Consider the following 18848-nt stretch of genomic DNA (forward strand, 5'->3'; position numbering starts at 1 on the left):
ATGGAAACGGTGCGCGCGACAATGTGGCTCTCAGGTGACGATGCCTTATTCCAACCTTGTGTCGTCGAGCAGACGGGCAAGGAACGCACGCACGTCGGTGGGCGCGTCGAAGTGACCGTTGACGCCGATAGCGCGGCGACCAACGGAGAAGGAGAGCCCGTTCATGTCGGGCATGATCGCGAACACGGTTTCATCAGTGACGTCGTCGCCGATGAAGATCGGGCGGCGTCCCCTGAAGGGCTCGTGCTTCATCAGCTCGCGCACCCCGGTCGCCTTGGTGAAACCGGAATGCTTGATCTCGCAAACGAACTTGCCGGGCAGCACCTCGATCGGCGCATTGGGCAGATCAGCCCGGATCAGCGAGACGGCTTCATAGATCGCCTTCTCCGCATGCGGCGCGAGACGATAATGCAGCGCCAGCGAATAGCCCTTGTCCTCGAGCAAAATGCCGGGACTGAGCTTTGCGATCGCGGCCAGCCGGCGCTTCAGCTCCTTGTCCATCGGCGGCGCCTGCACGTCGTCGGCTTCGCTGTCGACCGACAGCCGCATCTCCGCGCCGTGACCGGCGACGGCGCGAAACACGTCGGGCGCAAAGATCAGGTCGATGTCATTGAGCGAACGGCCGCTGACCATGGCCAGCGCGCCCGAGGTACGCTCGGTTAGACGGTTCAGCGTCTCCGACAGGCCCGGCGGCACCCATACCTCGCGCGGCGTCGGCATCAGGTCGAGCAGCGTGCCGTCGATATCGAGCAGGATCGCGGTCTCATTGAGATGCGGGACGAGTGCGTGCGGCACAGGCACCGCATCGGGCGCTTCATCATCTGCCATGGGACGCTTCTGATCCAGTTCAGCGACTTCCGATTTCATAGTCTACTCCATAGAAGCGAGCGGCCGCGCGATTTGTTCGAGCGATTTGCGTTCCGCGGAGATGGCGTAGCGCCATGCCACGATCGCAGCCGCGACCATCAGGAATGCCCCCAGCAAATAGCCGGCGAACACGCTGCTGCGTGATCCCGTATCGATCAACACGCCGAACAGAGCGGGTCCCACCACCCCGCCGATACCGGTGCCCACCGCGTAGAATACCGCAATCGCCAGCGCGCGAACTTCGAGCGGAAAGGTTTCGCTGACAGTGAGATAGGCCGCGCTCGCCGCCGGCGAGGCAAAGAAGAAGATCACCATCCAGGCAATGGTCTGCCCCTGCGCGCTCAACGCGCCGATCGCGAACAGGTAGCCCGACAACGCCAGCAGCAGGCCCGAGACTCCATAGGTAAACATGATCATGACGCGGCGGCCAAGCGTGTCGAACAGGCGACCGAGCAGCAGCGGACCGAGGAAGTTTCCGGCGGCGAACGGCAACAGGTACCAGCCGACGTGATCGGCGCTGATACCGTAGAAATCGGTCAGCACCAGCGCGAAGGTGAAGAAGATCGCGTTGTAGAAGAAGGCCTGAGCGACCATCAGCACCAAACCGACCAGCGCGCGCTGGCGATAGGTCCCGAATAGCGTCTGCATGACTTCGCGGATCGGGGTGTGATCGCGCATCTTCAGACGCATCTTGGCGAAGCCGGCGTCGCTCGCGTGCTGATCGTGTCCGATCACAGAGCGCTCGATGTCGTCGACGATCGCGTGTGCCTGATCGGGGCGACCGTGGATCATCAGCCAGCGCGGGCTTTCCGGAATCCACATCCGCATCAACAGCACGACGAGGCCGATGGTTGCGCCGATCAGATAGGCAAGGCGCCAGCCGAGATCCGGACCAATCACCGCCGGGTCGAGCAGCACGATGGCCGCGACTGCGCCCATCGCCGCTCCGATCCAGAAGCTGCCGTTGATGACCAGATCAGTCCAGCCGCGATAGCGTGCGGGCACCAATTCCTGGATGGTCGAGTTGATTGCGGTGTATTCGCCACCAATGCCGGCGCCAGTCAGGGCGCGAAACAGCGCGTAGCTCGCAATATCCCAGGACAGCGCGGTCGCAGCCGTGGCGGAGAGATAGAGTGCGAGTGTGATGAAGAACAACTTCTTGCGGCCGATGCGATCGGTCAGCCAACCGAATCCGAGTGCACCAAGCACGGCGCCTGCAAGGTAGGCGGAGTTGGCGATGCCGAGATCGAGATTGGAGAAGTGCAGCGTTGGGCTCTGCTTCAGCGCACCCGAGAGCGCGCCGGCAAGCGTCACCTCGAGCCCGTCGAGAATCCAGGTGATTCCAAGCGCCAGCACGACGCGGGTGTGAAAGCCGCTCCAGGGCAGGGCATCGAGCCGTGCGGGAATGCTGGTCTCGACGATGCGACCGGTCGCGGCTACCGCCGAGATCGCAGGTCCATCAATCAGCGCTGGGCTCTGCTGCAATTCCATAGCGTTGCTGGGTCTGGGGGTGCGGCAATCCGCCTGCCACCTACGACAACGTCTGCGGCAAGGGCCGGTTCCCTCAGGAACGGCGCCGAACACCGGCCGTTTCTGTTGGAGCCGCAGGGAGTTGACGCATGGCTCATGTCAGAAAGACGACACATTCGCGCAAAACTGCAGCACGCAAGAAGACCAGCGTGCGGCGCTCAACCGCGCACAAGAGCACAAAGCGCGCCGCGCCAAAGCGCTGGTCGCAGCGCGTGACGAAGGAGAGCGATGCACTCGACCTCAAGCGCGGCGTGTTCACGCTCACGAGCCCGAAGAAGATCGCAGCCTCGCTGAAGCGTTCGGCCGAGCACAGTGCGCGCCGCAAGACCGGCGCCTATCGCTCCGCGTTATCGATGCTGACGTTCTACATCAACCGCGCCGGCAAGACCTTGCCGAAGACGCAGCGCACGCGGCTGGAAAAGGCGAAGGTGGAACTGAAGCGGGCGTTCGGACGGGAATGATTCTTACGCCGCCCGGATATTCGCCATGAAGCGATCGAGCTCAGCGCGCAGACGGGTGCTTTCGGATGACAACGTCTTCGCTGAGTTCAGCACTTCTCCCGAGGCCGAGCCGGTTTCGGCGGCGCCACGGTTGACCTGGCCGATATCGGTCGCAGCCGCCTGCGTACCCTGGGCGACGGTCTGAACGCTGCGGGCGATCTCCTGAGTCGCGGCGCCCTGCTGCTCGACGGCGCTCGCAATCGAGGTCGAGATCGACGAGATCTGGCCGATGGTCGCCCCGATCTCCTTGATCGCGGCAACCGACTCTGCGGTTGCACCCTGCATGCCCGCAATATGCGACGAAATCTCGTCAGTGGCCTTCGCCGTCTGGCTCGCCAGCGACTTCACCTCGCTCGCGACCACCGCAAAGCCGCGACCGGCTTCACCGGCGCGGGCCGCTTCGATGGTGGCGTTCAGCGCCAACAGGTTGGTCTGCTCGGCAATCGCCGTGATCAGCTTGACGACATCGCCGATCTGCTGGGCGGCATGCGAGAGCTTGCCGATGCGCCCGTCGGTTTCCTTGGCCTGCACCACGGCGGCTTCGGCGATCCGGTTGGAGTCGCGGACCTGGCGACCGATCTCCTCGACCGAAGCCGACAGCTCTTCGGTCGCGATCGCGACCGACTGCATGTTGCTCGAGGCCTGCTCGGAGACCCCCGCGACCTGGCTCGACAGCGTCTGCGTGGTCTCGGCGGTGCGGGTCAGCGTAGACGCCGACGATTCAAGCTGGACGGCAGAGGCCGAGACGTTGGACACGATGGCCCCCACGGCGCTTTCGAAATCATCGGCAAAGCGGATCAGCTCGCCGCGGCGGCTTGCTGCCTGCTCCTTGTTCTGGGCTTCGCTGGCGGCGGCGTCACGCTCGGCCTTGGCCACCGCCTGAACCTTGAACTCCTCGACCGCGCTGGCCATCTCGCCGATCTCGTCCTTGCGGCCGAGGCCCGGCAGCACGACGTCGAAATTGCCCGAAGCCAGCTCGCGCATCGCCTTGCACATCGCGATCATCGGCCGCGAGATGCCGTTGCCGAGCATCAGGGCCAGTACCGCGCCGATGGCAAGACCGCCCAGCGCCAGCATCAGGATCAGCCGCTCGGTTTCCGCAATCGTCGCATTCGCGCTCGTCTCGATGCGCTGCTGATCGGCCGACAGCTCCGACCGCAACTCGCCCGAGAGCTTGAGGATGGACGCCGCCGTCCTGGTCATTTCGGTATTCGACTTGACGATGACCTTCACATTCTCCGACAGCTTGGCAAAGGACGCGCGGTACTGCTTCAGCAGATTGCCGATCTCGGCGACACGGTCGGTGATCTTCTGGTCGTTGGCGTAGATCGAGACCAGCAATGTCTCCAGAAACTTGATGCGGGCGAGCACGCCGTCGGCAGTCTTCGGCTCCGGCTTGGCGATGAAGGCGCCGACCGAGGTGGAGACCGCGAGATATTGCGAGGTGATGTCCTTCGCCGTGGTCTGTACCGAGCCGAGGCCGGCCAACGCCGCAGTATCGGCGAGGTCGTCGAACTTGAAACGGATCTTGTTGCCATCGCTGTTGAGCTCGTCGGTCGCGATCTTGTTGTTCTCGCGGGTCAGCGCGATGATCTCACCGAACACCTTTGCGAAGCGCTGGAATTCGGTTTCGAGCTTGCCGATCTCCTCGCGGCGCGCTGCGCCTGACGTGGCCGACATCGACTTGGCGATCGCCGCCTTCAGATTTTCTTCAGCCGCCTTGGCCGCGGTTTCATCGTCCGCCGCGCCTGTCAGCGTGTAGGCCCGGGTCAGCCCCTGATAGCTGATCAAATCGCGATCGATGGTCAGCGCCAGGTTCGCTTCGGCCACGCTGGTCCGGTAGGAGGCAACGGCTCCCGCGATTCGCTCGAAACCGAAATAGGCGAACGCCATGCTGACGGCGAGAATGGCCAGCACCGCCACGAAGCCGAGGATGATTTTTGCGCGAAAACGCAAAGTGACGAGCTTCGACGAGCTCGGCTTCGACTTGACGGACATTCCCCCACCCCATTCCATTCGCGGAAAACCAGGCGCAGCCCGGCAGCAGCCCGCTCCCGACTCGCACGCAAGGTAAATGGCAAAGAATAAGCCGCGGTAAATTTACCGCGGCACAACTTGCGGTTAGGTGACGCGGGGGGCCGATCTAGGCCCTACGCCGCCCTGATATTCGCCATGAAGCGATCGAGCTCGGCGCGCAGCCGCGTGCTTTCGGACGACAGCGTCTTGGCCGAATTCAGCACCTCTTCCGAGGCAGAGCCGGTTTCGGCGGCACCGCGGTTGACCTGGCCGATGTCGGTGGCGGCGGTCTGGGTACCCTGGGCGACGTTCTGGACGCTGCGGGCGATCTCCTGGGTCGCCGCGCCCTGCTCTTCTACCGCGCTGGCGATGGAGGTCGAGATCGACGAGATTTTGCCGATGGTCGCGCCGATCTCCTTGATCGCGGCGACCGACTCCGCGGTCGCGCCCTGCATGCCCGTGATGTGCGAGGAAATCTCGTCGGTGGCTTTCGCCGTCTGGCTCGCCAGCGACTTCACCTCGCTCGCAACCACCGCAAAGCCGCGGCCGGCTTCACCCGCACGGGCCGCTTCGATGGTGGCGTTCAGCGCCAACAGGTTGGTCTGCTCGGCGATCGCGGTGATCAACTTGACGACCTCGCCGATCTGCTGGGCGGCATGCGAGAGTTTTCCGATGCGGCCGTCGGTCTCCTTGGCCTGCACCACGGCGGCCTCGGCGATGCGGCTGGAATCCCGAACCTGGCGGCCGATCTCCTCGACCGAAGCCGACAGCTCCTCGGTCGCCGTCGCGACCGACTGCATGTTGTTCGAAGCCTGCTCCGAGACGCCGGCGACCTGGCTCGACAGTGTCTGCGTGGTCTCGGCGGTGCGGGTCAATGTGGACGCCGACGACTCAAGTTGGACCGCGGAGGCCGAGACGTTGGACACGATGGCACCGACTGCGGCCTCGAAATCATCGGCAAAGCGGATCAGCTCGCCGCGGCGGCTTGCCGCCTGCTCCTTGTTCTGGGCTTCGCTGGCGGCGGCATCACGCTCGGCCTTGGCCACCGCCTGAACCTTGAACTCCTCGACTGCACCGGCCATCTCGCCGATCTCGTCCTTGCGGCCGAGGCCCGGCAGCACGACGTTGAAATTGCCCGAAGCGAGCTCGCGCATCGCCTTGCACATCGCGATCATCGGCCGCGAGATGCCGGTACCGAGCAGGAAGGCGAGCACCGCACCAAGGAGCGTGCCGCCGACAGCCAGCAGCAGCACCAGTCGCTCGGTCTTGCCGATGGTCGCCTCCGATTCCGTATCCAGCCGCTGCTGTTCGGCGACCAGATCCGCCTTCATCGTTGTCGCGCCCTGGAGAATCGCGCCAGCCGAGCCGCTCATCTCGGTAACGAGTTCGTCGACCAGCTTGGCATTGGCGATCAGCTTCTCCAGCGCTTCGCGATAGGCGACGAGGATCGCCTTGGCCTCCTTGAGGCCGGCGACGATCTTGTCGTCCATGGAATAGACCGCGCCGAGCGAGTTCTCGACGAATTTCAGCCTCGCCAGCGCGCTGGTTGCGATCGCCTGGTCGGATGTCAGCACGAAATTGGTCGCCGCCGCGCTCGCGGTCTGGAACTGGGCATTAACCTGCTTGGTGCCGAACTCGATCGCCTGCGCCTCGGAATCGGAGGCATTGTTGCCGACGTCGTCGAGCTTGTATTTCAGCAGATTGGCTTGGCGCGAGAGCTGGTTCTGCACGAGCAGCGTGCTGTCACGCTTGGCCTGAAGGACCTTGGCGAAGGTCGCGGAGAAATTCGAGAACTCCTTGGCGAGCTTGTCGAGGCTGGCCTGCCGCGCCGGCGTCTTGGCGCTCTTGACGGCCTGGTCGATGGCACCCTTCAGGCTGGCCTCGGCGTCGAGCGCCGCCTTGGCGTCATCTTCCTTGCCGGTGACGACGAAATATTTGACGGCCGAGCGGTAACCGAGCAGTTCGCGGTCGATATTGCGAGCGAGATCGGCCTCCGAAACGCTGCGGCGGTAGGACCCGACGTCGGATGAGACCCGCTCGAAGCCGAAATAGGCGAAGGCCATGCTGCCGGCGGAGATTGCCAGCACGGCGGCAAAGCCGAGCATGATCTTGGCGCGGAACCGGAGGGTCGGAAACAAGCTGCGCTTAGACGGCGACGCGGTACGCCCGGACATTCCAAACCCCCAATTCATTCTCTTCAGCCGCACCCCGGAGGCGCCCCGCCTCCGACCGGCTGCGCAAAACTAAGGCAGAATCGATAAGGGGCGGTAAATTCGTCTGGCTCGTGCGCCCCCTGATGTCATGGGCCAACGGCCGACCGGGTGGGATGATGCCTGGCATCCCACCCCAGCCACGCCGCTCCTGAGATCGCTGGGCTCGTCCCCCAAATCCTCGGCTCCCGCCGGAATCAAATGACTTTTCCATGACCGGGGCGACCAAAATGCCAGTTGCAAAGTCCGGACGCCGCTGTCTCTAATTAGAAACAATCAAAATCATCCCGGGAGGTACGTTCTGTGTCTACAGTCAAACTGACGGTGAACGGCAAGGCCGTTGCCGTCGACGTCGAGGACCGCACGCTGCTGGTCCACGTCTTGCGCGACCACCTCAACCTCACCGGGACCCATGTCGGCTGCGACACCAGCCAGTGTGGAGCCTGCGTCGTCCATATGGACGGCAGAGCGGTGAAATCCTGCACCATGCTGGCCGGCCAGGCCGACGGCGCCAGCGTCACCACCATCGAAGGCATCGCCAAGGGCGACGAGCTGCACCCGATGCAGGCCGCCTTCCGCGACAATCACGGCCTGCAGTGCGGCTATTGCACCCCGGGCATGATCATGTCGGCGATCGATATCGTGCACCGCCATGGCGGCCAGCTCGACGAAGCCACGGTCCGTCACGAGCTCGAAGGCAATATCTGCCGCTGCACCGGCTACCACAACATCGTCAAAGCCGTGCTGGACGCAGCCGGACGCATGAAGGTCTCGCAAGCGGCCGAGTAAAGCAGTCCGCCTCGAATAAAAAGCCACCGCTCCGCTTTCGTGGGAAAGCGCAGTCAAAACAATTCCGGTCGGGAGGACCAGACATGGGTGTTGAAGGCATCGGCGCGCGGGTCGTGCGCAAGGAAGACAAGCGTTTCATTACCGGCAAGGGCCGATACGTAGACGACATCAAATTGCAGGGCATGACCTTTGCCCATTTCGTCCGCAGTCCGCACGCGCACGCCAAGGTCAAGAAGATCGATTCGTCCGCCGCGCTGAAGATGCCGGGCGTGATTGCAGTGCTCACCGGACAGCAGCTGATCGACGACAAGGTCGGCAACCTCATCTGCGGCTGGGCCATCACCTCCAAGGACGGCAGTCCGATGAAGATGGGCGCATGGCCGGCGATGGCGCCCGACACGGTGCGCTTCGTGGGTCAGGCCGTCGCAGTGGTGATCGCTGACAGCAAGAATCTGGCACGCGACGCCGCCGAAGCCGTGGTCATCGATTACGAGGAGCTTCCCGCGGTCGCCGACGTCCATGCCGCCATCAAATCAGGCGCACCGCAGCTCCATCCCGAAGCCCCCGGCAACCAGGTCTATGACTGGGTGATCGGCGACGAGGGTGCAACGGATGCTGCCTTCGCCAAGGCCGCGAATGTGGTGAAGATGGACCTCACCAACAATCGCCTGGCACCGAACCCGATGGAGCCGCGCTCGGCGATCGCCAATTACGACACGGCGGAAGAGCATTTCACGCTCTACACGACGTCGCAGAACCCGCACGTGGCCCGCCTCGTGCTGTCGGCGTTCTACAATATCGCTCCCGAGCACAAGCTGCGCGTCATCGCGCCCGACGTCGGCGGCGGCTTCGGCTCAAAGATCTACATCTATCCGGAAGAGATGGTGGCGCTCTGGGCCTCCAAGCGGACCGGCCGCCCGGTGAAGTGGACCAGCGACCGGACCGAGGCGTTCCTGACCGACGCACACGGCCGCGATCACGTCACCCATGCCGAGATGGCGTTCGACGCCAACAACAAGATCACCGGCCTGAAGGTGAAGACCTACGCCAATTTCGGCGCCTATATGTCGTTATTCTCCTCGGCGGTGCCGACCTATCTCTACGCGACGCTGCTGTCGGGCCAATACAACATCCCGCAGATCCATGCCGAGGTGATCGGCGTCTACACCAACACCACGCCGGTCGACGCCTATCGCGGCGCCGGCCGTCCCGAGGCGAGCTACCTCATCGAACGAATGATGGAGACCGCCGCGCGGCAATTGAAGGTCGATCCGGCCCAGCTGCGCCGGACCAACTTCATCACCCAGTTCCCCCACCAGACGCCCGTGATCATGGCCTATGACGTCGGTGACTTTAACGCCTCACTCGACGCGGCGATGAAGGCGATCGACTATGCCGGCTTCGCTGCCCGCAAGGCGCAGGCGAAATCGCAAGGCAAGCTGCGCGGCATCGGCCTGTCTTGCTACATCGAAGCCTGCGGCATCGCGCCGTCGAAGGCCGTGGGCAGTCTGGGTGCCGGCGTCGGCCTGTGGGAATCTGCGGAGGTCCGCGTCAACCCGGTCGGCACCATCGAGATCCTCACGGGCTCGCACAGCCACGGCCAGGGTCATGAGACCACGTTCTGCCAGCTCGTTGCGGATCGCCTCGGCGTTCCCATCAGCCAGGTCTCGATCGTCCATGGCGACACCGACAAGGTGCAGTTCGGCATGGGCACCTACGGCTCGCGCTCGGCGGCCGTCGGCCTCACTGCGATCCTGAAGGCCATGGAGAAGATGGAATCCAAAGCCAAGAAGATCGCTGCGCATGCGCTGGAAGCGTCCGAAGGCGACATCGTCATCGAGAACGGCGAGTTCAAGGTGGCGGGCACCGACAAGGCAATCGCCTTCCCGATGGTCGCGCTCGCGGCCTACACCGCGCACAATCTGCCTGACGGGATGGAGCCGGGCCTGAAGGAAAGCGCCTTCTACGACCCCTCCAACTTCACCTTCCCGGCCGGCGCCTACATCTGCGAGCTCGAGGTCGATCCGGGCACCGGCAAGACCTCCTTCATCAACTTCGTCGCGGCCGACGATTTCGGCCGGTTGATCAACCCGATGATCGTCGAGGGGCAGGTCCATGGCGGCCTGGTTCAAGGCATCGGGCAGGCGCTGCTCGAGCATGCGATCTACGACGGCAACGGCCAGCCGGTGACGGCGTCCTTCATGGACTACGCCATGCCGCGCGCCGACGATGTGCCCTCCTTCAATCTCTCCCACACCACGACGCTGTGCCCAGGCAATCCCTTGGGCATCAAGGGTTGCGGCGAGGCCGGCGCGATCGGCGCCTCTGCGGCCGTGATCAACGCGATCACGGATGCGATCGGCAAGAACAACCTGGAAATGCCCGCGACCCCTGACAGGGTGTGGCGCACGATCCATTCGGCTTAAGAGGGAGGAACGAAGATGTACCAGACAACCTATCATCGCGCTTCCTCGGTCGATGAAGCCGCCAGCCTGTTCGCCAAGGGCAGCGAGGCGAAATTCCTTGCCGGCGGCCAGACCCTGCTTCCGGTCATGAAGCAGCGCCTTGCCAGTCCTTCGGACGTGATCGATCTCGGCAAGATCAAGGAGCTGATCGGCATCGAGGCCGCAGGCGACACCCTGACCATCAAGGCCGCCACGCCGCATTACGATGTGGCGACCAGCGATGCCGCGAAAAAAGCGATCCCCGCGCTCGCTTATCTCGCATCGCTGATCGGCGACCCCGCGGTACGCTATCGCGGCACGATCGGCGGCTCGATCGCCAACAACGATCCGGCCGCGGACTATCCGGCCGCGCTGCTCGCGCTCGGAGCCACCGTGAAGACCAACAAGCGGTCGATCGCGGCGAATGATTTCTTCAAGGGCCTGTTCACGACGGCGCTTGAAGACGGCGAGATCATCACCGCCGTGTCGTTCCCGGTTCCAGCGAAGGCCGGCTACGCCAAGATGCGGCATCCGGCCTCACGCTTCGCGCTGACCGCCGTCTTCGTCGCGCAGACGAAGTCCGGCGAGATTCGTGTCGCCGCGACTGGCGCCTCGCAGAGCGGCGTGATGCGGGTTAGTGCGATCGAAGCCGCGCTGAAGGCGAACTGGTCGCCGTCGGCACTGGACAATGTCAGCATTCCCGCAAGCGGATTGCTGGCCGACATCCACGGCACGGCCGAGTACCGCGCCAACCTCGTCAAGGTGATGGCGCAGCGCGCGGTGGCCGCCGCTGGCTGATCATCGTCCCTAGCGCCTCAACACAAATCTTCCGCGGCGCGCAGCAATGCGCGCCGCTTTTTTGATACGCCCATGCGTGAAAAGCGCTTGCCTCGCTGGCGCGAAGGCGAGAAAAGTTAATCAGCCAATTAACTCGCCCCAAAGAGGAACGCCACGCGCGCTTGCCGGATCATCGGCATCCGCCCGCGACCCGAGGAAACAACACGTGCTCGACAAGCCCGCCCAGAACGCCTCCGTCCGCACCTCCGGCCCGCTCGCGGGCTTCCGTGTCGTCGAATTCGCCGGCATCGGGCCCGGCCCGTTCGCCTGCATGATGCTGGCCGACATGGGCGCCGACGTCGTCACGCTCGACCGCGTCGGCGCGAAGAAAAGCATGAAGTCGGTGGCGGGCCGCGGCCGCAAAGTGATCGAGCTCGATCTCAAGGACAAGGCGGCGATCGCGCAAGTACTCGACCTGCTCGCCGGCGCCGACGCGCTGGTCGAAGGTTTTCGTCCCGGCGTGATGGAGCGGCTGGGGCTCGGCCCTGACGTGGTGCTCGCGCGCAATCCAAAGCTGGTCTATGGCCGGATGACCGGCTGGGGCCAGGAAGGCCCGCTCGCGAGTGCCGCCGGCCATGACATCAACTACATCTCGATCACCGGCGCGCTCGCCGCGATTGGCACCAAGGAAGCACCGGTGCCGCCTCTCAATCTTGTCGGCGATTTCGGCGGCGGCGCGCTGTACATGGTCGTCGGCGTGCTCGCCGCATTGCTGGAAGCGCAAAAATCCGGCAAGGGCCAGGTCGTCGACGCCGCGATGTGCGACGGCGCGGCATCGCTGATGTCATTCTTCTTCGACATGAAGACGCTCGGCCGCTGGAGCGAAGGCCGCAACCGGAACTTCCTCGATGGCGGCGCTCACTTCTACGGCGTGTATGAATGCGCCTGCGGCCATTTCGTTTCGATCGGCTCGATCGAGCCGCAGTTCTACGCGCTGCTGCGCGAGCATGCGGGCCTCACCGACGCCGATTTCGACGCACAGATGGACCCCAAGGCCTGGCCCGCGTTGAAGGAGAAATTGAAGGGCGTGTTCAAGAGCAAGACGCGCGAGGACTGGTGCAGCATCATGGAAGGCACCGACATATGCTTCGCGCCTGTCCTGACCATGTCGGAAGCGACCGAGCATCCGCACATGGTCGCCCGCGAGGTCTTCATCGAACGCCACGGCGTGAAACAGCCCGCGCCGGCGCCGCGCTTCTCGCGCACGCAATCCACCGTCCGCGAGCCGGAAGGCGCCGAGATTTCCGCGGTGACGGCTGCGTGGCGAGCGGGCCGCTAAGGCGCGCTTGAGGGTTGTAAGCAGGCACCTTTTGCGTCACTTCGCGTTCATGCCCGTGACACAAGGTGCCAATCAGTGAACCAGACCGACCGTCCGCGTCCCTCTCAAACCATGCGCGTCGGCGCAGCCATTCTCGGCAACGCGCTCGAATTCTACGACTTCACCGTCTACGCGGCGTTTGCCGTCTGGCTCGCCAAGGCGTTCTTCCCGTCGGACAATCCGAACACGAGTCTGCTGCTGACGGTTGCGACCTTCGGCGTCGGCTTTGTGGCGCGGCCACTCGGCGGCATCGTCATCGGCGCCTATGCCGACCGTTATGGCCGCAAGCCCGCGATGACCCTGACCATCTGGTTGATGGCGCTTGGCACCGGCATCATCGGCCTGCTGCCGACTTACAATCAGATCGGCCTTTTGGCGCCAATCCTGCTGGTGCTCGCGCGGCTGCTGCAGGGCTTTTCGACCGGCGGCGAGATGGGCCCCGCAACCACTTATTTGCTGGAAAGCGCGCCTGCGCACCGCAAGGGCTTCTTCGGCAGCTGGCAGCTCGCAAGCCAGAACCTGGGCAGCCTGTTCTCCGCACTCGTCGGCCTTGGCCTGGCGTTTCTGATCACGCCCGGCGCCAATGACAGCTGGGGTTGGCGCATTCCCTTCCTGCTCGGAATCCTGATCGCGCCGGTCGGCTACTTCATCCGCAGGAATCTCGATGAAACGCTGGATGCGGGGGAGGCCCATGCCAGCGTTGGCGGCGTACTCACGGACATCCTGGCCAATCACTGGGGCAAGATCGTGCTCTGCATCTTGCTGATCTCGGGCGCGACCATCGGCCAATATTTCTTCCTCTACACCGCGACCTACGCCATCAACACGCTGCACTACAGCCAGGGTTGGGCGATGACGGCCAACTTCGCCACCTTCGTCAGCGGCACGATCTTCGCGCTGCTCGGCGGCGCGCTCGCGGACAAATACAGCCTGAAGACCATCGCCGTGATCCCGCGCATCATCGTGACGTTGCTGTTCTATCCCGCGTTGCTTCTGGTGGTATCGTCGGGTTCGCCGCTCGTTTACGTCGTCACGGCTGCAGTCCTGATGGCGTTCCATGCGATGTCGGGCGGCGCCGGCATCATCCTCATCCCGCTGATCTTCCCGTCGATCGTCCGCACCAGCGGACTGTCGATCGCCTACGCGCTCGGCGTCACCATCTTTGGCGGCACGGCACAGCTCATGTTCACCTGGATTATCGGAGCGACCGGCGACAAGCTGTCATGGGTCTGGTACGTCGTCGCCATGGGCGTCATCAGCATCCTCGCCACGATGGCGATACGGGTGCCTGATGGTGCCGAGCGGCGGCCGCGCGCCACAGCAAGCGCGGCGGCACGCTAGAGCGGACGATGCGGCGGCGTCCTTACGCCGCCGTGTCCACCTTCAACACCCCGCGCCGGATCTGATCTTCCTCGATCGATTCGAACAAGGCCTTGAAATTGCCTTCGCCAAAGCCGTCGTCGCCCTTGCGCTGGATGAACTCGAAGAAGATCGGGCCGATCGCGTTGGCGGAGAAAATCTGCAGCAGCACCTTGGTGTGGCCGCCATCGACCACGCCTTCGCCGTCAATGAGGATGCCGTTCTTCTGCAAACGTGCGACGTCCTCGCCATGCTTGGGCAGGCGCGCATCGATCCGTTCGAAATAGGTCTCAGGCGGCGACGGCATGAAGGGCAGGCCGGCTGCGCGCAGGCCCTCGATCGTGCCATGGATCTCGCGGCAGCCGCAGGCGATGTGCTGGATGCCTTCGCCGCGATAGATCGTCAGATATTCCTCGATCTGGCCGGAATCGCCGGCGTCCTCGTTGATCGGAATCCGGATTTTTCCGTCCGGGCTCGTCAGGGCGCGCGAGAACAGGCCGGACGCACGGCCTTCTATGTCGAAGAAGCGAATCTGGCGGAAGTTGAACAGCTTTTCGTAGAAGCCGGTCCAGACGTCCATGCGGCCACGATGGACGTTATGGGTGAGATGATCGAGATAGAACAAGCCGGCGCCATGCGGGCGCGGATCGCGCGCACCAAGCCATTCGAACTCTGCATCATAGGCCGAGCCCTTGGCACCATAGCGATCGACGAAATAGAGCAGGCTGCCGCCGATGCCTTTGATCGCGGGCACGTCCAGGGTCTTCTGCGCGGATGACACTTCCGCAGGCTCCGCGCCGAGTGCTATCGCGCGGTCATAGGCCGCCTTCGCATCGACGACGCGGAACGCCATCGACGGCGCGCAGGGGCCGTGCGCGGCGACGAACTCGTAACCGTGGGTGCCGGGCTCCTCGTTGACGAGATAGTTGATGTCACCCTGGCGATAGACCGTGATCCTCTTGGTCTTGTGGCGTGCGACAGGCGCGTAGCCCATCAGCTTGAACAGCACATGCAACTCTTCCGGATTCGGATGCGCATATTCGACGAATTCGAATCCGTCGGTGCCCATCGGATTGTCGATGGTAACGGTGGCCGGCGGTGCATCGTGCGGAAACGGACCCATGGTGTTCTCCCAAATTTCTGTTGGGAAGAACTATCCTTCACCGGGCGTGCAAGGAGCGTGCAAACGGGACACGATTCTGCTATTCCGTGCACGATCCGTGCACGAATTGGACAAAATACGCATGATTCTAGTGGACGCCTTCGACCTCAAGATCCTGGGCGCGCTCCAGGAGGACGGACGCCTCACCAACCAGGAACTGGCAGAGCTCGCAGGACTCTCGGCCTCGCAATGCTCACGGCGGCGGATGCGGCTGGAGGAGGAGAGGGTCATCGCGGGCTATCACGCCGACCTCTCCAGTGAGACGCTCGGTTTCGGCGTGATCGCATTCATCCAGGTGGGGCTCGCAACCCACTCGCCAGACAACTCAAAGCGCTTTCGCGCCCTGGTGAACCGGATCGATGAGATTCAGGAAGCCTATTCGCTCACCGGCGATGCTGACTACGTGCTCAAGGCCGTGCTGCGCGACCTCAAAGGGCTGTCCAACCTCGTCAACGACGTGTTGATGCCGCACCAGAGCGTGGCGCATGTCCGTTCCTCGATCGTGCTCGATCGCCTGAAGGAAAGCTCGAAGCTGCCGCTGAAGGACTTGAAGGCTGGCTGAAATCGAGGGAACTACGCCATTCGCGCCGCTTGCTCGATCTGCAATGATCGAGGGCAACCGAAGGAGATTCAGCCGTGGCCCTCCAGCTTCGACCGAACTGCGAATATTGCGACCGCGACCTAGCGCCTGACGCGACAGATGCGCGGATCTGCTCCTATGAATGCACGTTCTGTGCGGAGTGCGTGGAAGCAAAGCTGTCCAACGTCTGCCCGAACTGCGGCGGCGGCTTTGCGCCGCGCCCGATCAGGCCGGCACTGGAATGGCGGCCGGGCGTGTGCACGAGCAAGCAGGCGCCGTCGGACAAGCGGGTGCATTTGAAGTACAGCATGGAGGACGTCGCGGCGCATTGCGCGCGGGTGCGCGAGGTGCCGCCGGAGAAGCGTTAGGCTCTTCCCCCGCCGTCATTGCGAGCGCAGCGAAGCAATCCAGAATCCCTCCGCTGCGGGATTCTGGATTGCTTCGCCGCTTCACTCCTCGCAATGACGGAGGATGTGGCAGCGGCAGAGGCTACTCCGCCGCCAAAATCGTCCCCTCGACCTCGCCGAACCCGATGCGGTAGCCATTGCCCTGGCACCAGCCGCGCATCACGAGGCTGTCGCCGTCCTCCAGGAATGAGCGCTTCACGCCACCGGGCAATTCCACCGGCTCGGTGCCGTTCCAGCTGATCTCAAGCAAGCTGCCACGCTGATGCTTCTCGGGACCGGAGATGGTGCCGCTTCCAAGGAGATCGCCGACATTCATCGCGCAACCGGAGGAGGCGTGATGCATCAGTTGCTGCACCGAGGACCAGTACATGAATTTGAAGTTGGTGCGGCTGATACCGGCGGACGCGTTGGCGCCGGCAGCGCGCAAGGACACGTCGAGCTCCACATCGTAGTTCTGCGGCTCGGCCTGCTTCAGGTAGTCCAGCGGCACCGGCTCCTGCTCGGGGCCCTTCAGGCGGAACGGCTCCAGCGCCTCGCGCGTCACCACCCACGGGCTGATCGAGGTCGCGAATGCCTTGGCGAGGAACGGCCCGAGCGGCACATATTCCCATTGCTGGATGTCGCGCGCGCTCCAGTCGTTGAGCAGCACGAAGCCGAAGATCATCTCCTCGGCCTGGCTTTCCGTGAGCATGCCGCCCATCGGCGAGGGCTGGCCGACCACGACGCCCATCTCCAGCTCGAAATCCAGCCGCTTGCACGGACCAAAGCTCGGCACCTCGACATTAGGCGGCTTCAACTGCCCGCGCGGCCGCTTCACCTTGGTGCCCGACACGACGACGGTGGAAGCACGACCGTTATAGGCGATTGGCATATGCAGCCAATTCGGCTGCAGCGCGTTGTCCTTGCCGCGGAACATCACACCGACATTGGTGGCATGCTCTTTCGACGAATAGAAGTCGGTGTAGCCGGAGACCGCGAATGGCAGATGCAGCCTTGCATCGCGCATCGGCACCAGCGCCTGCTTGCGTAGCTCCTCATTGTCGCGCAACTCCGGGTGATCGTGGCGCAGCAGTTCGCTGAGCCGGGCGCGCGTCTTGCTCCAGACCTTCGGCCCGAGCGCCATGAACGCATTGAGCGAGGGACCAGAGAACACGCCGAGCGGGCCGACGTCGAGGCGCGAGTCCTGCTCGAGTTCCCAAAGATCGAGCACGTGATTGCCAATCGCGACGCCGACGCGCGGCGTCGGGTTCGCTGCCGTCGAGAACAAGCCAAAGGGCAGGTTCTGGATCGGGAAGTCGGAGGCGGGATCGACGTCGATGAAGGAGCGGAGGCTGGGGTCGTTGGGGTGGGGCACAAGAGTCTCCGAGCTTGAGACCGTCATGGCCGGGCTTGTCCCGGCCATCCACGATCTTTCGAATGTGCGTCAACACGTGGATGCCCGGGACAAGCCCGGGCATGACGGTGGTTGATCGGCGAAGAAATTACGGCCTGTTGGGGTCGAACCGCTTCTCGAGGCCTTTCCAGCAATCCGCATAATCGTCCTGCAGTGTCGACGCATTCGCGGCGTGCGCCGTCACGCGTTGCGGGTAGCGGGTCTCGAACATGAAAGCCATGGTGCCCGTGAGCTTCACCGGCTTCAGTTCACCATTGCTGGCGTGCTCGAAGGCATCGCGATCGGGCCCGTGCGGCAGCATGCAATTGTGGAGTGAGATGCCGCCCGGCACGAAACCCTGCGGCTTGGCGTCGTAGACGCCGTAGATCAGGCCCATGAACTCGCTCATGATGTTCATGTGATACCAGGGCGGCCGGAAGGTGTTGTCGGCCACCATCCAGCGCTCGGGGAAGATAACGAAGTCGATATTCGCGGTGCCCGCCGTCTCCGACGGCGAAGTCAGCACCGTAAAGATCGAGGGATCGGGATGGTCGAAACCGATCGCACCGACCGGTGAGAAGGTGCGGAGGTCGTATTTGTAGGGCGCGTAATTGCCGTGCCAGGCAACGACGTCGATCGGCGAATGCGGCAGCTCGGTCTTGAACAGCGAGCCGCCCCACTTCACGAACAGCTCGGTCGGCGTGTCCTTGTCCTCGTAGTTCGCGACCGGCGTGAGGAAGTCGCGCGCGTTGGCGAGGCAATTGGCGCCGATCGGCCCGCGCTCCGGCAGCGTGAAGGCGCCGCCATAGTTCTCGCAGAGATAGCCGCGCGCCGGACCGTTCGGAATCTCGACGCGGATTTTCACGCCGCGCGGGATGACCACGATCTCGCCGGGCTCGGCATCGATGCGACCGAACTCGGTGACGACGCGCAGATTGCCCTGCTGAAGCACGAACATCAGCTCGCCATCGGCATTATAGAAGTGCTGGTCCACCATCGATTTGGTGATGAGATAGACATGCGCGGCCATGCCGGCCTGCGTGTTGACATCGCCGGCCGTCGTCATGGTCTGCACGCCCTGGAGGAATGTCGTGTCCTCCTTCGGGATCGGTGCCGGGTCCCAGCGCAGCTGCGCGATGGGGAGATCATATTCATGACACGGCGCCGAACGCCACAGCCCGGCATCGACCTTCTCGAAACGGCCGGAGTGCTTCACCGACGGACGGATGCGATAGAGCCAGGAGCGCTCATTGGTGCCGCGCGGCGCCGTGAAGGGCGAGCCCGAGAGCTGCTCGGCATAGAGCCCGTAAGCGCAGCGCTGCGGCGAGTTGCGCCCGATCGGCAGCGCACCCGGCAGCGCTTCGGTCTCGAAGCTGTTGCCGAAGCCGGACATGTAGCCCGGCGTCACCTGGGCCGAACTGCGAATGATCTGATCAGGCGAGGCATTGATGTTCATG

The 18848-nt window shown here is 63.7% G+C and carries 15 protein-coding genes; 8 read left to right on the forward strand and 7 right to left on the reverse strand.

Going from position 1 to position 18848, the window contains the following annotated elements; all coding sequences use genetic code 11:
• Window positions 1-45: 45 nt before the first annotated feature.
• Both otsB and JQ631_RS30995 read right to left on the reverse strand, forming a co-directional pair.
• Window positions 46-867, reverse strand: coding sequence for a trehalose-phosphatase (gene otsB / locus JQ631_RS30990; RefSeq protein WP_212333519.1), 822 nt, complete (start codon window positions 865-867; stop codon window positions 46-48).
• Window positions 868-870: 3 nt separating this feature from the next.
• Complete coding sequence (locus tag JQ631_RS30995) at window positions 871-2358, reverse strand: MFS transporter (RefSeq protein WP_212333522.1); 1488 nt, start codon at window positions 2356-2358, stop codon at window positions 871-873.
• 128 nt (window positions 2359-2486) lie between these two features.
• On the opposite strand from JQ631_RS30995, the gene JQ631_RS31000 reads away from it, so the two are divergent.
• Window positions 2487-2858, forward strand: a complete 372-nt coding sequence (locus JQ631_RS31000) for a DUF3175 domain-containing protein (protein WP_212333525.1) — start codon at window positions 2487-2489, stop codon at window positions 2856-2858.
• 3 nt (window positions 2859-2861) lie between these two features.
• Here JQ631_RS31000 and JQ631_RS31005 read toward each other — a convergent pair whose 3' ends face one another.
• Both JQ631_RS31005 and JQ631_RS31010 read right to left on the reverse strand, forming a co-directional pair.
• On the reverse strand, window positions 2862-4895 hold the full coding sequence (locus JQ631_RS31005) for a methyl-accepting chemotaxis protein (protein ID WP_212333529.1): 2034 nt from the start codon (window positions 4893-4895) through the stop codon (window positions 2862-2864).
• Window positions 4896-5047: 152 nt separating this feature from the next.
• A complete protein-coding gene (locus JQ631_RS31010; protein WP_212333533.1) occupies window positions 5048-7087 on the reverse strand; it encodes a methyl-accepting chemotaxis protein in 2040 nt (679 codons plus the stop codon).
• 339 nt (window positions 7088-7426) lie between these two features.
• Here JQ631_RS31010 and JQ631_RS31015 point away from each other — a divergent pair, with 339 nt between their 5' ends.
• The 5 genes from JQ631_RS31015 (at window position 7427) to JQ631_RS31035 (ending at window position 13852) form a co-directional block, all read left to right on the forward strand.
• Window positions 7427-7912: a (2Fe-2S)-binding protein gene (locus tag JQ631_RS31015; RefSeq protein WP_194479056.1), complete on the forward strand. Its 486-nt coding sequence runs from the start codon at window positions 7427-7429 to the stop codon at window positions 7910-7912.
• A gap of 83 nt (window positions 7913-7995) precedes the next feature.
• Entirely contained in the window at window positions 7996-10338 is a 2343-nt protein-coding gene (locus JQ631_RS31020; protein ID WP_212333536.1) for a xanthine dehydrogenase family protein molybdopterin-binding subunit, read from the forward strand.
• A gap of 15 nt (window positions 10339-10353) precedes the next feature.
• Window positions 10354-11154 (forward strand): FAD binding domain-containing protein, encoded by an 801-nt coding sequence (locus JQ631_RS31025; protein WP_212333538.1) that lies wholly within the window; start codon window positions 10354-10356, stop codon window positions 11152-11154.
• Between the two features lie 205 nt (window positions 11155-11359).
• Window positions 11360-12472, forward strand: a complete 1113-nt coding sequence (locus JQ631_RS31030) for a CaiB/BaiF CoA transferase family protein (RefSeq protein WP_212333540.1) — start codon at window positions 11360-11362, stop codon at window positions 12470-12472.
• A 75-nt stretch (window positions 12473-12547) separates the two neighbouring features.
• Window positions 12548-13852 carry an MFS transporter gene (locus JQ631_RS31035; protein ID WP_212333542.1) on the forward strand — a complete coding sequence of 435 codons (1305 nt, stop codon included), beginning with the start codon at window positions 12548-12550 and terminating at the stop codon, window positions 13850-13852.
• Window positions 13853-13874: 22 nt separating this feature from the next.
• Here the strand turns inward: JQ631_RS31035 and hppD are convergent, their stop codons facing one another.
• Window positions 13875-14993, reverse strand: a complete 1119-nt coding sequence (gene hppD, locus JQ631_RS31040) for a 4-hydroxyphenylpyruvate dioxygenase (RefSeq protein WP_212333544.1) — start codon at window positions 14991-14993, stop codon at window positions 13875-13877.
• A 121-nt stretch (window positions 14994-15114) separates the two neighbouring features.
• Between hppD and JQ631_RS31045 the strand changes: the two genes are divergently transcribed.
• A complete protein-coding gene (locus tag JQ631_RS31045; RefSeq protein ID WP_212333546.1) occupies window positions 15115-15594 on the forward strand; it encodes an Lrp/AsnC family transcriptional regulator in 480 nt (159 codons plus the stop codon).
• A gap of 74 nt (window positions 15595-15668) precedes the next feature.
• Window positions 15669-15980: a DUF1272 domain-containing protein gene (locus JQ631_RS31050; protein ID WP_212333548.1), complete on the forward strand. Its 312-nt coding sequence runs from the start codon at window positions 15669-15671 to the stop codon at window positions 15978-15980.
• A gap of 121 nt (window positions 15981-16101) precedes the next feature.
• Here JQ631_RS31050 and fahA read toward each other — a convergent pair whose 3' ends face one another.
• Window positions 16102-17373, reverse strand: a complete 1272-nt coding sequence (gene fahA, locus JQ631_RS31055) for a fumarylacetoacetase (protein ID WP_212333552.1) — start codon at window positions 17371-17373, stop codon at window positions 16102-16104.
• A gap of 127 nt (window positions 17374-17500) precedes the next feature.
• Window positions 17501-18847: a homogentisate 1,2-dioxygenase gene (gene hmgA / locus JQ631_RS31060; RefSeq protein ID WP_212333555.1), complete on the reverse strand. Its 1347-nt coding sequence runs from the start codon at window positions 18845-18847 to the stop codon at window positions 17501-17503.
• Window position 18848 lies beyond the last annotated feature (1 nt).

This window comes from Bradyrhizobium manausense (genome assembly GCF_018131105.1).
GTDB lineage: Bacteria > Pseudomonadota > Alphaproteobacteria > Rhizobiales > Xanthobacteraceae > Bradyrhizobium > Bradyrhizobium manausense_B.

What these genes read in the sequence shown, in the direction of transcription:
- otsB (WP_212333519.1), bottom strand. Translation starts at nt 867, where the DNA reads ATGAAATCGGAAGTCGCTGAACTGGATCAGAAGCGTCCCATGGCAGAT.
- JQ631_RS30995 (WP_212333522.1), bottom strand. Translation starts at nt 2,358, where the DNA reads ATGGAATTGCAGCAGAGCCCAGCGCTGATTGATGGACCTGCGATCTCG.
- JQ631_RS31000 (WP_212333525.1), top strand. Translation starts at nt 2,487, where the DNA reads ATGGCTCATGTCAGAAAGACGACACATTCGCGCAAAACTGCAGCACGC.
- JQ631_RS31005 (WP_212333529.1), bottom strand. Translation starts at nt 4,895, where the DNA reads ATGTCCGTCAAGTCGAAGCCGAGCTCGTCGAAGCTCGTCACTTTGCGT.
- JQ631_RS31010 (WP_212333533.1), bottom strand. Translation starts at nt 7,087, where the DNA reads ATGTCCGGGCGTACCGCGTCGCCGTCTAAGCGCAGCTTGTTTCCGACC.
- JQ631_RS31020 (WP_212333536.1), top strand. Translation starts at nt 7,996, where the DNA reads ATGGGTGTTGAAGGCATCGGCGCGCGGGTCGTGCGCAAGGAAGACAAG.
- JQ631_RS31025 (WP_212333538.1), top strand. Translation starts at nt 10,354, where the DNA reads ATGTACCAGACAACCTATCATCGCGCTTCCTCGGTCGATGAAGCCGCC.
- hppD (WP_212333544.1), bottom strand. Translation starts at nt 14,993, where the DNA reads ATGGGTCCGTTTCCGCACGATGCACCGCCGGCCACCGTTACCATCGAC.
- JQ631_RS31045 (WP_212333546.1), top strand. Translation starts at nt 15,115, where the DNA reads ATGATTCTAGTGGACGCCTTCGACCTCAAGATCCTGGGCGCGCTCCAG.
- hmgA (WP_212333555.1), bottom strand. Translation starts at nt 18,847, where the DNA reads ATGAACATCAATGCCTCGCCTGATCAGATCATTCGCAGTTCGGCCCAG.